The organism is Desulfomonilaceae bacterium (assembly GCA_041662605.1).
GTDB lineage: Bacteria > Desulfobacterota > Desulfomonilia > Desulfomonilales > Desulfomonilaceae > CAJBEZ01.
The window spans coordinates 44,597-59,850 of record JBAZSD010000027.1; the positions used below are offsets into that span (position 1 = coordinate 44,597).

Below are 15,254 nucleotides of genomic sequence, written 5' to 3' on the forward strand. Positions count from 1 at the left end.
GGTTAAAGCACTCTGAAGTCGCTTTGACCAGACCGCCGCGTGGATTTCGAATTTTTCAGGAATTCGATGATCGGATGTTTGAAAATGTTCGATAGGCTCTTTCATCGCGAGATGTCATTCATTTTTTTCCGAAACAACAAAGTTATTTTAGAAGCATGCATGGGGGTTCGTTATGAACGCGATTTATGTGTTGATCATAGGATTCGTGGTAGCTGTTCTGGGCTATCGGGTTTATGCGAAATACATAGACTCCAAGGTCATACAAGCTGACCCGAAACGGATGACTCCGGCAAAAATGTACATGGACGGTGTGGAGTTCATGCCCACATCCAGAAATATCCTCTACGGATATCAGTTCAAGTCGATTGCCGGCGCCGGACCCATCATTGGACCCATCATTGCTATTCAGTGGGGTTGGTTACCAGCCGTAGTGTGGATCCTGGCCGGAACATTCTTTATCGGCTGGGTGCATGATTATTCCAGCGCAATGATATCTATGAGAAATGATGGGGCTTCGTTCGGGGGATTAAGCCATAGGCTCATTTCTCCCAGGGCTCGTATAATTCTTTTGTCATTTATTTATTTCTATCTTCTTTTGATCGTCGGCGCATTTGGGGCTGTTGTAGTAAATACCGCCGTGGCTCTCAAGGGATCACCGATGGCGTGGTTGTTCCTGACTATAGCCGGGGTGTTGGCCGGCCAGATGATTTATCGTTGGAAGGTCGATATAATCCTTACCACTGTTATTACCGTGCTTATTGCCATGCTTGGAATCTATCTGGGAACCAAAGCCCCTTCCAACGCTGTTCTTGGTGAATGGCTTTCTAATAGTAGGTGGCTATGGGCAATTGCAGCATTTGTCTTTTGTTATTTCGCTTCTGTGCTTCCAATATGGCGTTTTTCGTTACCCATAAATTACGTAGCGGCTTATATTGTTTTCTTGGGATTGTTTTTCGGGGTTATAGGGATTTTTATAATCCGTCCCGAGTTCACTTTGCCGGCTTTTACGAGTTTTGAGATTCCAATTGGGCCTATCTGGCCAATCATGTTCGTAACAATCGCGTGTGGAGCCGTCTCGGGTTGGCATAGCATCGTTTCAAGTTCAGGAACGGCCAGGCAGCTTGAGAGTGAAATGGACGCAAGGCCAGTAGGGGCCGGTGTTATGTTCCTAGAAATGATGTTAGCTTTATTTGCTCTAATTATTGCAGGAACCATTTATGCTTCCGCTTCTGAGTATGCATTGGCCGTGGCTAAAGGACCTGGAGGGGTATTCGCCGCAGGTGTCGGCAAGTTCCTCAATGCTGTTGGTTTACCTCTTGACTACGGAAGGTCTTACGGGAGCGTAATGATGATAGTTTTGGCTATCACGATTATGCAGCTAGTTGTTCGGTTTATGCGTGTTGCGACGGCAGAACTTTTGAGTGATGTTAGTCCCATCTTCAAAAACGTTCATATTGGGACCCTCGTCGCTAGCGCCCTTGGCATGGTCTTGGTCATAACCGGTTGGTGGCAGTATCTGTGGGTGCTTTTCGGGGGCGCTAACCAGCTAATGGCGTCTCTGGCCTTGATGCTCGTTTCAGCGTGGCTAGTCTCTGAAGGGAAGCCGGCCGCATGGGCCATGATTCCTATGATTTTCATGTTTGTGACTACCATCGCCGCTTTGATCTACACTTCTTACAATTTGCTGATAGTAAAGGTTCTGAGTGGGGCTCTAAAGGGTGAAGCTTTGATCGGAAACACACTCATGGGCTTGACGGCGATTTTCTTAGTCGTAGCCGCAATTATTTTGGCGGTTGAAGGGTTTAAAGCATTTCGTCGTTTTAGGTCGCTGCGTGGGCAGACAGAACCGTCTAGAGCATAAAGTCATAATTTTCGGGGGGCGAACACACGGACGTGGATCGCCCTTTTTTCTATCAATCTTGGAGTATTTATAATGGCAGAAAATGAAAAGAAAAAGGGCGGCTTTTTTCAATCAATCAGAGAATTTGTATACGGTGTCGCTGCGCATGATTCAGCTCGATTCGCGCTGAAGACTCGCGCAAGCATGGAACATTTGTTCATACTCATTACCATGGGGGACATGTTGGGAGTTCCTATTCTTCCCCCCTATTATTCCTTGCGTTTGCTCCCGTATGTCGTGCCCCAGATTTCTACCTGGAAGCGACGCATGCTTAGAGAAAAGGACTTAACCGACGGCCTTGCCTAATGAGCCGCTATTTCCTCAGAAACATTAAGTCCTGAATTACGGCAATAGAGTATTTTACAACCCGTCTCCACGTGAAACGGAAAATTCTTAGGGGCGAACCTGATGTCATTAGCAAAGATATTCGAGCAGTATCCAGACAGAAGATACATCATGTTTGGAGGCAAGGGAGGCCTTGGCAAGACTACTTTTTCTGCTGCTACATCGTATTATTTGGCAAAAAAGGGCAAAAAAGTGCTCGTTTTTTCGGTCGATCCTCAAGCTTCACTCACTGATATTTTCCAAAAAGACATATTTGGTAAAGGTCCAACTGAGATCATGCCAAATCTCTACGCTCAGGAAATTGACGCAGATAAACGCGTGAAGGAGTATCAGCAGGAGATCAGACAGAAAATTATTGACATGTATGGAATGGAGAAGATTCCCGAGGAAATTGAGAGCTACATTCAGGCCGCCGCGGCTGAGCCGGCCATGGAGGAAAGCGCGATTTTTGATGAAGTCGTGGACATAGTGGTAACAGGGGGCTACGACTACTACATCTATGACCTGGTTCCTCTGGGGCACGCTCTATACTATCTGAGTATGGCTTCGGTATATGACGCATGGATAGACAAGATTACCAAGTTACGTGAGCAGATGCGTGAGTACGATCAAGTGGCGGCTGTAATGCAAAGGGAAAAAGAACTTGAAGAAGACGCCATTCTGAACGAACTCCTGTTTATTAAGGACCGGATAAACAAATCATCCAGTATATTGACAGACAAGGCCAAAACAGCTTTCTTTTTTGTCCTTACCGCGGAGCAAATGGTTATCAAGGATACGCAGAAAGCAGCCGAATTGTTTGCCAAATTTGATGTTCCTCTAAGTGGATACATAATTAACAGGGTATTACCAGCGGAACTTAAATCTGGCAATATCCCTGAATATCTAAAAAATAGATTCCAGATGCAGGAACATTACCTTGAGGTTATAGATAAAGAGTTTCGGAACCAGATCCTGGCATCTGTTCCGGAGATGGAGCGAGATGTGACCGGTTTACCAATGATCGAAAAATTGGCAAAAGCCATGTTCGGCGATTTCTAAGGGACAGGGGGTGCAATTGTGAATCACATCGTTACGAGTATGCAACAATATTTCGACCAAAAACCCCGTCTCAAATACATTTTTTTCGGTGGCAAAGGAGGAGTCGGGAAAACCGCTCTGGCGGGAGCCGCAGCGTTATGGTCCGCAAAACAGGGACGTAAAACCCTACTCGCGTCTACTAATCCAGTACATAGCCTTTCCAATCTCTTCGAGCAAAATGTTTTCGGACGTCCTGTCGTTGTTTGTGACGAAGTCAATTGTCATGCCTTTGAAATAGACACCAGAGACACCATCGAAAGATCAAAAAAAGAGATTCGGGAGAAAATTAACTGGTTTCTCAAATTCGCGGATATTACCACCAAAGCTGAAGATTTTATCGAATCGGCTACGATGAACCCCGCTTTTGAAGAATCGGCAATGTTCGAGAACATGATGGACCTTATGTTTAAGGACGAGTATGACTTCTATGTTTTCGATACGGCTCCTACAGCAAATGCCCGACGTCTCCTCGGGATGTCAAAAGTGTACGGGCTTTGGGTGGAAAAAATGCTCAAGAGTCGGGAAGAGGCTAAGTCACTTCGGGAGATGCTGTCTTTTTCCAAAAAAAAAGAAAAAGACCCTTTGCTTGATTACCTGCTTGGTTTTAAAGACCGCATGGCTCACGCCAAGGACTTGCTCACTGATGACGCTTTAACGGCTTTCTTTTTCGTTACTCTTCCTGAAAGCCTTCCTATAGCGGTCATAACAAGATTTATTAACTGGTTTTATGAATTTGGCATCCCGGTCGGCGGCGTTGTGGTTAACGGATTGATCCCCAAGGAACAGGTAAGCGAAGATTCGGCGGAATTTGTAAAAAACAGGGTTAAAATGCAGGACGAGCATATGGAACAAATATGGAAAATATTTGATGACAAAGTAAGATGTGTAATTCCGCTATTCGAGACGGAGGTCAAGGGACCCGTAATGCTTAATAGAATGGTTGACTATCTAATGCCCAAATGAGCTTCCGGAGATACAAGTCTGAACCAAAAGCCGTGAACCATTTTAGTTCCGGCTTTTTTATTTTGTAGACCGATTGACGACACTTCTACATTGAAAATGCTCTTCAGATTTCCTTTTTAATTCGTTCATCGATAAGAGATTCCAGTTTCTCTCTTTCCCATCCAACACAAATGGATTTCCTGTCTACGATGAATACGGGAAGTTTTGATGGTCGATGAATCAATTGCTTCCAAAGACCGACAGGAGATTGCGCGTCAATAATTCTGAAATGAATTCTATGTTTGTAAAGATCTTTAAGTTGTCTTATGAAATCAACCAACCTTGAATTTTCCTGTTTCCATTCCTCAGGATAATCATTGTGGCAATCCCTAACGTAGTCCTTATGAACCTTGAGTTGATGGGTAACCAGAGAGCAGGTTTTGCATTCGAAGCTAAGGGATGTGAGGGTTGGAATGATGACGTCGACCTGTATTGGATTCATAGCTTTGATCCTCTACAAAGTTTTAAAACATCGATTTTGAGACTCCGATTTTTACTTTGTCATATTTATTAATTCTTGACCTGGGATAAGACAAGAGCAGATCAAGCTTAAATGTGGTCCAGCAAGAGAACATTGAGGAACCCGGTTAAATAACGATGGATAATAATGAATTCCTGAAAACGCGAATCTTCAGGCATGTAGATGACTAGTCATTCATTGCGGTTGGATTATTGGAATTTGGGCTAGGTAAACATCGTGAAGGATAATAATTTTGCAACACCTTATTGACCGTATCCTTCAGCGCGTCAATATCATTTCCTCGTTTCTCCAGGAACGCCGCAGCCTTTTTAATTGCCTTGTGGTTGGCGTGTTCAGTCAACAGGGTGTAAACCACAATCGGTAGCATCGGTAAGGCGTCTGCCAGTTTTTCTAAACTGTCCGGCCCATCGGAATAAGGAATTTCCAAATCGCAAATAAGTAAATCGGGCGTAGGGTCTTCTATGCTTAATGCGACCATTTCTCGATCGTCTTTCGCCAATTTTACATCGTAGCCGTCCGCTACGAATTCTCGGCGCAGAAATTCTCTAACATTTTTGTTTTTGTCGGCAATGAGAATTGTGAATATACTAGGCATGGCCTTCCAATCCTTAAATGCTGACATTCATGAGAGCAATGGCCGTGCCAACGAGAACTGACTGGGTGAGGAGAACAATTGAGGGAGTAATTCTGACGTGGAAGGTTTCTTGAATCTTCTAACTACTTGGTCGTGCTGTAAATATTTCTGACAGATCGTAAAGACTTGGTTAGAGGAATACCTGTTCACATCTCAAAGAGAGGACACAAGGATTTTGCTATGTTATCCGGTGGAATTTCGCGAATAATCCTGGATCAGAGCTATCTTCAAAAACTTCCGTTGAAACGTAGCGGTCCCTTCCATCGAACCTTATGTACATTATCTCTTCTTCTGAAGCCCCTTTTCTCTTGTGGTGCAATTCGTGGCCGGATAAGCGCCAAGTTCCTTCTTCCACTGTTTCTTTTTCGCCTATTCTAGCCACTCTCTTGAAAGTCCCATCGCCATGGTATTCGAGGATCAGGGTGAACGCGTTCACTCCTTTGGCCACAAAAGGCCGACCTTTATATGATGGTAAATAGGGCTTCCCGGGCTCCTTGGTCTCATAGATTTCCCAGCGGCCTATCAATTGTGTGGAATCTTTATCCAGAACCAACTTGGAAGGGGGCTTTTCCTCTTGCGCGTAAATCGGAGGGAAAAGAATACTCATGAAGACAGCTAATAGCGCTGTCAATAGTAGGCGTACTACGGTCACCTTCTGATTCCTCTTAATTTGTTAGCCTGTAAATTTTTGAAATGAATTTCCGAGGACTACCATACCCAAAAATGTTATCACACCCCTTGGTTCCACGGCAACATGATCTTTTATCGAAGCTAAAATATCGGCTTCTGTGGTGAATCACTGGAATCTAACTTTTTGTGTTAATTTATTTGTCTGTGATAGATTTCCGTGTGTACTTTTGTATTTTCTGATTTGGGTCTTTTCTACCGTCGGGCATCTACAGGAGCTTAATTTTGATTGAGAAACCTCATTTTTGGGAGAATAGGTTCTTGGTATTGGGGGCCATATATATTTGTATGGGTTCTTCCGTTTTGTTCCTGGCAATTTCCAAGATCTGGGAATTGGCCGTTTTTTTCATAACTTATTTGCCAATTTCCGTCCCGCCAGACGTGTTGGATCGTGTTTTGAATTCAGCGCCTTCTGTTTTTACGACTTTTGTGGCTTTCGTATCTTCCCTGGCTGGTTTATTGTTTGGCGTCCAGTGGATTTTTTCCGGCCTGTCAGAGATCCTCCGAGCAAGATCGCAGACGTACCCCCCAGGAGAATTGAGCGACAAAAAATTCATTCTGGGCGCCTTAATGTCCGACGGAGGGCCATCGCTGAAGAAAATCCCTCGGATGGGAAGTTTTTGGCGGAGAAAGATTTTGGCCGGATGGTTTCCGCTCGGCGCTCATGAGGCCATCAATCTGGCGCTGCGATCTACTTTAAAAGTAGCCTTCTTTATGGGCTTGCTATGGTTGATTACAGCGCTTTTCGCTGTTGTCCCCCTTTGGGTAAACAGGACTTTTGGAGTAAAAGCGCTCCTTATAATCCCTAATATGAGCAATTTATGGATTTTGCTCAGTGCCTGGATGGTCATTAATCTCATTATAGCCTCTGGCTTTATTTCATTTTCTCGAATCAATTTAACTAGTGATAGGCGTGAATTTACGGTGTCCGGCCAGGGCGCTGTCACTTTGTTTTTGGCTTTTCTCGAAGAATTGTGCTCGCTCGCTAATCCTTCAAACGTTTCTCCGGAATCGCCTTCCCGATTTCAAGCCAAAGGAAATGCTAACGGGTATTCATTGGCCACTCTCTTTGAGAGCTATCCCAAAAAGATTAATAGGGTGTCAAATTTACTGGTTTATTTGCTGATTCCTGTTGTTATTCTTAGTATTATCGGGGCGTTTTACAAATTGATAAATATCACAGCTTTGCCGGTGAACGATTACCCCCTGTTTCTTAGCCGTCATCTACCAGAGATGGTGATAGGTATAGCGTTTTCATGTTTGCTGATATTCGGTTCTTTGCATTTCATCAGATTGATTCGAACCATTTTTGAAATAAGTCGATTTGAGTCTAACTTGATCTCTTGCCGATGTAATATTCCGGCGCCCGTTGACCTGGAAAGTTCGGGGCACGATGATGGTGTTGCGTCAAGACATGGCGCCGTTTCAGTTTTCAGCGGTTGGTCGGATTTGTCGGGACCGGAACAGGACCTAATTCGCTGGGTTAAACAACCTGAGGGGATTCGTGAGTTTACCGCTAAAATTTCTTGGGCGCGATCCCTTTCCGAATCGCCTTCTCCCTCGGGTCCCCGGTTTATGACATCGATGCGAGGAAACGACGAGTTCAACATCTTGATCGCCAAAATCCTCAATGCCCTTTCTACTGTCAGCTTTGAAATCAAGGAAAACTTGGACTCGTAAAGCGGTGGGGTGTTTATCTGATATTGAGTGAAAATCAAAAGGCAGCGTAATAGCGCTGCCTTTTAAATGATTCCTGGAAGTTGACTCTCGTTTGGAGTTAACGCCCTAATGAACTAAAGTTCAAGCCATGAATGTGAATACAAGGAATGACCCAACAATAGCTTGGCTGTTTTCACATAATCGAGTTCCTTTTTGTTCAGACCACTAGTGTCTACTTCTTCTCCATCAACAATCCTGCCAACCAGATTTTCCAGATCCATGGTTTTATCATGCGCCAGATCTACGATGACATCATCAAAACCGTCCATAATAGCTGAAGTGATTCCACATTTTTTGAGAATGCAAAGGTAGACTTGGTTCAAAATGTCTCGTAACTCGTCGGGCGATCCATTCGAGCAATTTGACAAACCGCATGTTGACTGCGAGCCCGGAGCGAGATCCGGCAACCATTGCATGAACGTTGTGCAACCCTGGAGTTCTTGTTGCTGTGAAGATACCGGGACTACAATCGGATCAAACCAGATTTTTTCAAGTCCTATCCCCTCTTCAGCAGTCTTGGTCATCATACTGTCCAGTAGTACGGCCCTTTCATTTTCGTCTCTGGGAATACCTTGCGGTCCCCACATAAGCCCAACCATTTCGCAATCGTACTTGTTTACAAGCGGCAGTTGCAGAGCCATTCGTTCCGGAGTAGCCATGATTGAATTAATGACAGCTCGCCCTTTCAACTGCTTGTACACCTGGAGACCGGCTTCTACGGCGTCATTGTTGGTGGTGTCCAGAAACAGGGGTAAGTCTGTGACTTCCTGTACAGTTCTTACAAGCCATTGCATCATTTCTGAACCGCCTTTACGTGCAGGTCCAAGATTCAGATCCAGCAGGTCCACTCCCCTTTCGGTGAGTTTGACAGCCCATTCCTGTATGGGCTTTGGATCTCTTTCCCGCATGGCGTTGCCCGTATACTTCGACATAATGTTGATGTTCTCAGCCACCACCTTTATCATCGAACGAGTACCTCCTAATTTATCTCCTGTTCCGTGGGGGAACTATAGTTCTAAAAATAGAAAATTAGCATATCCAGCAAGAATATCAAAGAAGTTCTTGTTTTTTAGCGCAATTATCTGACGTTAGACCTGACTGGAGGGAGTTTCCTCCAGTCGGGTCGGGACATGAAAGGCTAGAAAACTAAGCGAAGTTTTGCCTTAAATAGGCGGGAATGTGGGCGCCCTCACGCGGGCCGATTGCGATTTCCCAGTCCGAAAGCTCTTCTTCGAGATCACCGCTGATGATCGCCGCTGCTCCAGGTATAATAAGTTTTTTCAGTTTGCTTTTTTCTTCGATTCCACATTTCTTTACAAAAGGCCCTATTATATCACCAACGAATTTTCCGGCGGCCCATGCGGTCAAAACGGACAATCCGTCTGTGTTTAAAACCAAAAGCCATGCAGGGACCCTGCTAGATTCAATTTCACCTGAAACGATGAAGTAGGTCAGAGAGAAATTGCTGGTAATAAGAACGGGCGACTTTTCGTCAGGATTATTGACCGGGTAGATTCCCTGTTCAGTTGTCATGGGTCTCTGAGGATCAGTGTAGATGTTAAGCCTCTGTAACAACAGAGGAAACAGCACTTCCCCTTTAAACTCACTCAGAATTTCAATACCCGCGTACTTTGATATAAACGTCCCGGCGACAATAGTTTCGTCAATAGCGTTGTCGGACATCGCGCATGGGAAAACAATAGTTGGAAAGCCGAGTGGCCGATAGAGATTATCCAGCGCCAGTCTTCTCATCATAACCTGATCTCTGAGCTGTTCAGCCAGACTCAGGTTATCGGTTGAAAGTACTATATCTTTGTGGCCCTTGGCGACAAGTTTCGCTGCAAGTTTGGCTACTTCGCCTACCTTGCCGGCCTTCACCGCCAACGGGCAGTCGTATTCTGTGGCCAGCGCCGACATTGCGTCAAGATTAGCCTCGGTCGCTGCGAAGATTAGTGGCTTATTCTTCCCTACTACGGCTAAAGCGCCTTTCAGCGTATCCAAATTGTCACTCATCAAAATAATCGCAGCGCCGGCTTCATTGGCCTTTTTAGCCAAGACTGCGAAACGATCGGCGGCTCCATCGTCCTTTATCGCCACCAGTTCAGGTTTGAGGGTCAATCCGACTCGCTCATACCTAAGTTCTTTGAAAGCTTTAAGCTTCGCGTCGACTGAGTCGTCTGATTCCGATACGGAAATAAGGCAACCCAGACCGGTTGGATTATTAAAAGTTTTTTCATGTCTGAAGAGAACGGTCTCTCCTCCGACTTTGACCGCAGCAGCGTCCACTCCGATTTGGACAGTCCTAATTGGGGGGGCTGAAGCTGAAGCCAGTTTTTCCTTGGCGTCTTCGGAGACGTAAGGACAAAGGGCTAACTCAGCTTTTCCAGCGGCCAGATTCATTGCGAAAGCCAAACATGTGGGAACACCGCATTCTCCACAGTTCTTCTTCGGCATCATTTTAAAGATCTGAATTCCAGAAAGCGCCATCGATAAAAACCTCCCTCTCGAGGCAAAATCCCCTGTCAAAAAAGTGACGATTCCTAAGAAAATATAACTTAAGCAGGGGGTCTTTCTACATTAACCCCCTGCCTTCGGAAGGGTCAAATGAAAAATTGAATTTGACTAAGAATTATTACCCTACGATCGAATCCATCGACACTGCAGGGTGTTCCTTTTCCTGAAGGAACGGCAAAATTTCATCCTCAGTCACTCCGACTGTTTCGTCCGCGATTCGGTCCGCCATATTGGAGATGCCCATCTTTTCACCTTGAGCGTTTATTTTGTCTCTAAGCATTTCCTTCAGGCCCTTGGGTAACCAGACCATTCGTTTGATCCCACCTTCGGCGGAAATGAATTTGTCGGAAACTATATAAAGTTTGCTGTGGCCAACAAAGCCCGGGGTGACATTTCCGCCACCTGCGCTACCGGCAAGGGTCGTGAACTTCATGCCGCATGGAGTCATTCCCTTGTAATCACGGTCAACACTCATAATCCCATTAGCCACTGGAAGCACTGCAGCAATACACTCAAAGCAGCCACAAGATGTCATGGGACTTTCCATGATTGAGTACGCGCTGCACCCGACAACTTTTCCACGCGACGCTTTACTCACAAAATCATTAACGCCTTCCCACTGACCCAATCTTTCGTCCAGAACCTTACCTTTTTCAATGGGCTGATTAGGCCCAGTCGGGTTAATTTCGTTGGACGCTTTGCAATCAAGCCAGTTATATGCGCCGCAGAGACCTGCTCTCTCTGGCGTAACGACACAAACGTGGGTGGGAGCAAAACTCTGACAAAGAGTACATGAATAATATGTATTTTCGTCTTCGTCTTTCATACCCTGAACCCTTGAGTCTCTGACTGCATAGGATTCACGGGCTTTTTTTAGCAGTTCGTCGCATTTTCCCTGGTCAGTAAAAATTGTAACTTTGACCTTGTCAAGAACCGCTCCAAAATCCTGATGGTATTTAGCATGTAAAATAGATCCAATATGTTTTAAAGAAAATCCTTTTTCCACCGCGCCTTTTCCGATACGAACCCAGGCGATATCGCGCTGTCCGATGTGCATCAAGCCTTGCGCGTAGTTGATCAAGTGGTGAATCTGACGTTCAAGAATTGGTTCGAAGTCAGACTGCATTTTCCGGCCGGCGACTTCCACATAAATACCGATCGGCAACCTGGTTCCTGGCTTAATGTCTTTTAGGTCAGGTCCTACGAGGTCAACTTGACCATCTTCGATCTCATTCATGTCTTTCATCACGGTCAGCTCTACGCCAGTGGTCTTTCCGCCACCAGCTTCCATGTAGATATCATCGCCTCTGATTCTTTCACCTTCAAACGCCGGACCGTAAGCGACAGGGACCGGAACCTCAGTAACCGTGACCTTGAGGCCTCGAACTTCAATCGCCTTTGCGACGATGTCTTTATGGGCAATATTTGAAACGACGTGTTCATACGTGCAGACGCCGGTTGGAAGAATCTGCGGAATCGGTGTGTCTGCGATTGTCGGGAACCCGTAGTTAATGGCGCCGGCCGCCGCCGCGTACCATTCGTCGGAAACATCACCAAGGGCCAACACGAAAGCGAAAACGCGGTCCTTGTTATAGATCAGGACTTTTCTGAAATCACCAGGCTGAATTCCTCCGAAGCTCAGGGCTGCTCTTGTTGCAAACCCAACTGCGAAAATAGCCGACGAAATGTCCGGACCGAATGGAACAAGTCGTGTCGGCCATCCAACCTGTACGCCGGCTTCTTTCAACTGCTGGCTGAAAGTTGTTCCGTTGTGGCTTGCGGCCATAAACACATACAGGTTCTTTTTTTGCAATTCGAGAGCCATGTCGGCGGCAATTTCTTTCGTCGGGGCTGAACCTACGATTGCTGCAAATCCGGGGGCTGTGCCATCAACGAATTCAACGCCTCTTTTTCTCAGGATGATATCATCCGCCGCTCCCAGCCAAAGTTTGTCATCAGTAGGATCTTCTGCGGGCAAATAAAAATCGGGATCTTCAAGATATCTTATGGCTTCAAGAATTTCAAAATTAAAAAGGGTGGCCATTCCCGCGTCCAAAACCGGCCCTAAGTACGGTAAGTGCGTTTTTTCACGGACTAGCGGGGGAATTAATTCTTCAGATCTAGTAAGAACTTGCCCCGCGTCGCCCAGATTTTTTACTGGGAAGCCCAAAATGCCATAAATGACCGGTAGGTAATAACCTGTGTTGGGAAAGCTAATTTCTTGTTTTTCACCATACTTCTGAACGGCCTGTTCAAAGCGCTTACGCGTTTTCTCGTACACTTTGTGAGCGCCGGCTATGACATTCGCTGCGATTATCTTGGACACTGTATATATCCTCCTCTGAAAACGTTTGTGCTAATTATTTTGAGGCAGAGTGGAGCCCCCTGGGTCTCCTCCCTGCAATCAATCTCAACCAAAGTTTCGGATTTAACCGGCTATGTCTCTTCTCATGGCCATATCCATAAGAACACGCTCACGAGCCTTATCTATTCCAAGAGCCTTACGTTTCGAGTCGATGTGCGCAATGCATCTCTTGGCCATTTCATAAGGATCCTTGTCTACCATGTCCCATTTCCCGCCGTATGTCTTCTCAATATCCTTGAAGAGATAATTGGTACATACATCCTCGTTGATTGTTGGGAACCCACCACCTAATAGGACGTAGACTCCCGAAGCCACAAAATATTGACCAATGGATATAGCTTTTTCGCTCATCCATTCAGGCGCAACACCTACGGCCGGGATGTCGCTTATGTCGTCCCCAAGACCGCCATCACGCACTACCGCTGTCGCCGCTATCAGGATTCGTGAATTATCAACGCATGAGCCCATGTGCAAACATGGAGGAATACCAACTGTCTCGCAAACTTCCGCCAAGCCCTGGCCAGCATATTTCGAAGCCGCTTCCGGTGAAAGCAAGCCTGCCTTGCCCAGGGCGATGGCCGAGCATCCAGTCGTCAATACCAGCACATCGTTCTTAATAAGCTCTTTGGCCAATTCAACATGGAGAAAGTCCTGTTTGACCCTTGCGTTTCCGCATCCAACTATTCCGGCGAGTCCTCGAATACGTCCATTGATAATATTGTCATTTAACGGACGATAAGAGGCGCGAAACATTCCTCCCAACAGATAACTAATGGTTTCATGGCTGAAACCTACTACCATGTCTTGTTGTTCCGTGGGAATATGGATTTTGCTTTTGTCACGATTGGGGAAGTTATCGATTGCTTCTTTCACAATAGCCTTAGCGGTTTCAAGACCGTATCGTTCGTCATAAGCATAGTGTTTGTAAGCCCCCTGCATCTTCGCGATCGGGCTAGTTGTCACTATTTGAGTATGGAAGCATTTGGCGAGTTCAGCGACACCCTGCATGATGCACTGCACATCGACGACCATAGTTTCCAGGGCGCCTGTGATAATGGCTAGTTCCTGTTGGAGATAGTTTCCGGCGATTGGTATACCGTGGCGCATCAATATTTCATTTGATGTACAGCAAATTCCGCCGAGACTGATTCCACCTGTGGCGCCTTTGCTCTTGGCGTAGGCTATCATTTCAGGATCTTGAACCGCCTGAACGATGATTTCCGACAACGAAGGCTCATGCCCGTGGACGATAATGTTGACTGTGTCTTCTTTCATGCAGCCAAGGTTGACTTTGCCTAGAACAGGCACTGGAGTGCCGTAAAGAGCGTCAGAGAGATCAGTGGCAATCATTGAGCCGCCCCAACCATCGCCAATAGCGCATTTCGTAGCCAGCCTGATGATATGTTCCATCTCCTGGTTGACACCCATGTGGGTCATGTGCATAACTTCCACAACAGGTCTATCTATCCCTGTCGGGATAACACCCTCATTTCGCCATATTTCCTGTCTCTTGAGGGGAGCGCGCTTGACATTCATGATCTCGCCATGCTGCTTCCCGTATTCAGCAAGGGCCTTCTTTCCGACGTCTATGGCTATATCCTTGAATTCGCGTCCTTCGGTTTCAACATCATAATCCATAGCGAGGGCCAAAACCTTTGCTTTGTCTTTTATTTGATAGTCCGGCAACTTACCTTCTGCCGCCAACAAGAAGGTGTGAGCGACATGGCGTCCGTGGTCACTGTGGGCAGATGCGCCGGCGGCTACCATACGGGCAAAGTTTCTTGCCGCGATAGTCTCTGGAGTGGCTCCACATAAGCCTGTCCGTAGTTTGCGCTCCTCCGGTGTTTCTGTTTTGCCTTTCGGGGGCAATACGCGGCATGGTCCCATGTTACAGATTCTGCAACACGTCCCACCTTTGCCAATTGGACACGCCGTCATCGTTCTAGCACGGTGAAAAGCTGTTTTGTAACCCTGGGTATCCGCATACTTCAAACCCTCGAGAGTCACATCACAGGCCGTATATTCCGACCAGTCCGCCGGAGCTAATTCCTTTTTCTTGGCAGGAGCCGCAAACACCACCTCTGCTTCGGCCTTGGCGGCAGGCGCAGCCACAGCCTGGGCCGCTGGGGCCGAAGCGCTGGGAGCCTTCCCTGAAAGCAGCGTGTCCAAGCCTGCCATCACGGATGTAAGGCCCTTCAACGCCTTAAAAGCGCCAACCATTTCTTTGAGACCCTGAATATCGTCTTTGGTCAATTGACCCATAATCGCTTCCTCCTCCTCGCTCGTCGCCTCTGCAACGGGCGGTTTCGCTATGTCTTGCTTTATGGTTTCTTTTTTTACGGAAACAACCGTCGGCGCGCTCACTTGAGGTTTTGGGGCCTCGGCTTCAACGACAGCTATTGGTTTTTCAACAGGTTTGGGAATTTCGACTGGTTTAGGAGCCGGCTTGGGAGCTGCCGCAGGTTTGGCTGGAGCAGCGGCCTTGGGAGCCTCTTTGGCCGGCTCGCCGGATAAGCTCAAATCCACT

Annotated in this window: 12 protein-coding genes; 5 read left to right on the forward strand and 7 right to left on the reverse strand. The window is 46.5% G+C overall.

The window, feature by feature from the left end:
- The first annotated feature begins 172 nt into the window (after positions 1 to 172).
- The 4 genes from WC647_16825 to WC647_16840 all read left to right on the forward strand — a co-directional run bounded on the left by WC647_16825 (position 173) and on the right by WC647_16840 (position 4,288).
- Positions 173 to 1,861 (forward strand): carbon starvation CstA family protein, encoded by a 1,689-nt coding sequence (locus tag WC647_16825; GenBank protein MFA6223968.1) that lies wholly within the window; start codon positions 173 to 175, stop codon positions 1,859 to 1,861.
- Positions 1,862 to 1,933: 72 nt separating this feature from the next.
- The gene (locus WC647_16830; protein ID MFA6223969.1) at positions 1,934 to 2,206 is read left to right on the forward strand and encodes a hypothetical protein; all 273 of its coding nucleotides are present in this window, start codon (positions 1,934 to 1,936) and stop codon (positions 2,204 to 2,206) included.
- A 102-nt stretch (positions 2,207 to 2,308) separates the two neighbouring features.
- Entirely contained in the window at positions 2,309 to 3,286 is a 978-nt protein-coding gene (locus tag WC647_16835; GenBank protein ID MFA6223970.1) for a TRC40/GET3/ArsA family transport-energizing ATPase, read from the forward strand.
- Between the two features lie 18 nt (positions 3,287 to 3,304).
- A complete protein-coding gene (locus WC647_16840; protein MFA6223971.1) occupies positions 3,305 to 4,288 on the forward strand; it encodes an ArsA family ATPase in 984 nt (327 codons plus the stop codon).
- Positions 4,289 to 4,391: 103 nt separating this feature from the next.
- Here the strand turns inward: WC647_16840 and WC647_16845 are convergent, their stop codons facing one another.
- The 3 genes from WC647_16845 to WC647_16855 all read right to left on the reverse strand — a co-directional run bounded on the left by WC647_16845 (position 4,392) and on the right by WC647_16855 (position 6,094).
- Positions 4,392 to 4,769, reverse strand: coding sequence for a hypothetical protein (locus WC647_16845; protein MFA6223972.1), 378 nt, complete (start codon positions 4,767 to 4,769; stop codon positions 4,392 to 4,394).
- A gap of 205 nt (positions 4,770 to 4,974) precedes the next feature.
- Entirely contained in the window at positions 4,975 to 5,403 is a 429-nt protein-coding gene (locus WC647_16850) for a response regulator (protein MFA6223973.1), read from the reverse strand.
- Positions 5,404 to 5,620: 217 nt separating this feature from the next.
- The gene (locus WC647_16855; GenBank protein MFA6223974.1) at positions 5,621 to 6,094 is read right to left on the reverse strand and encodes a hypothetical protein; all 474 of its coding nucleotides are present in this window, start codon (positions 6,092 to 6,094) and stop codon (positions 5,621 to 5,623) included.
- A gap of 323 nt (positions 6,095 to 6,417) precedes the next feature.
- On the opposite strand from WC647_16855, the gene WC647_16860 reads away from it, so the two are divergent.
- Positions 6,418 to 7,809: a hypothetical protein gene (locus WC647_16860; GenBank protein ID MFA6223975.1), complete on the forward strand. Its 1,392-nt coding sequence runs from the start codon at positions 6,418 to 6,420 to the stop codon at positions 7,807 to 7,809.
- A 113-nt stretch (positions 7,810 to 7,922) separates the two neighbouring features.
- Here the strand turns inward: WC647_16860 and WC647_16865 are convergent, their stop codons facing one another.
- From WC647_16865 to cooS, 4 genes are all read right to left on the reverse strand, one after another.
- A complete protein-coding gene (locus WC647_16865) occupies positions 7,923 to 8,813 on the reverse strand; it encodes a dihydropteroate synthase (protein ID MFA6223976.1) in 891 nt (296 codons plus the stop codon).
- A gap of 181 nt (positions 8,814 to 8,994) precedes the next feature.
- Positions 8,995 to 10,335, reverse strand: a complete 1,341-nt coding sequence (gene acsC, locus WC647_16870; protein MFA6223977.1) for an acetyl-CoA decarbonylase/synthase complex subunit gamma — start codon at positions 10,333 to 10,335, stop codon at positions 8,995 to 8,997.
- Between the two features lie 145 nt (positions 10,336 to 10,480).
- On the reverse strand, positions 10,481 to 12,688 hold the full coding sequence (acsB, locus tag WC647_16875; GenBank protein ID MFA6223978.1) for an acetyl-CoA decarbonylase/synthase complex subunit alpha/beta: 2,208 nt from the start codon (positions 12,686 to 12,688) through the stop codon (positions 10,481 to 10,483).
- Between the two features lie 102 nt (positions 12,689 to 12,790).
- On the reverse strand, positions 12,791 to 15,254 hold a 2,464-nt coding region (cooS, locus tag WC647_16880), incomplete at its 5' end, for an anaerobic carbon-monoxide dehydrogenase catalytic subunit (protein ID MFA6223979.1).

Coding starts and splice junctions, on each gene's coding strand:
- WC647_16850 (MFA6223973.1), bottom strand. CDS start 5,403: ATGCCTAGTATATTCACAATTCTCATTGCCGACAAAAACAAAAATGTT.
- WC647_16845 (MFA6223972.1), bottom strand. CDS start 4,769: ATGAATCCAATACAGGTCGACGTCATCATTCCAACCCTCACATCCCTT.
- WC647_16825 (MFA6223968.1), top strand. CDS start 173: ATGAACGCGATTTATGTGTTGATCATAGGATTCGTGGTAGCTGTTCTG.
- WC647_16830 (MFA6223969.1), top strand. CDS start 1,934: ATGGCAGAAAATGAAAAGAAAAAGGGCGGCTTTTTTCAATCAATCAGA.
- WC647_16835 (MFA6223970.1), top strand. CDS start 2,309: ATGTCATTAGCAAAGATATTCGAGCAGTATCCAGACAGAAGATACATC.
- WC647_16860 (MFA6223975.1), top strand. CDS start 6,418: ATGGGTTCTTCCGTTTTGTTCCTGGCAATTTCCAAGATCTGGGAATTG.
- WC647_16865 (MFA6223976.1), bottom strand. CDS start 8,813: ATGATAAAGGTGGTGGCTGAGAACATCAACATTATGTCGAAGTATACG.
- acsC (MFA6223977.1), bottom strand. CDS start 10,335: ATGGCGCTTTCTGGAATTCAGATCTTTAAAATGATGCCGAAGAAGAAC.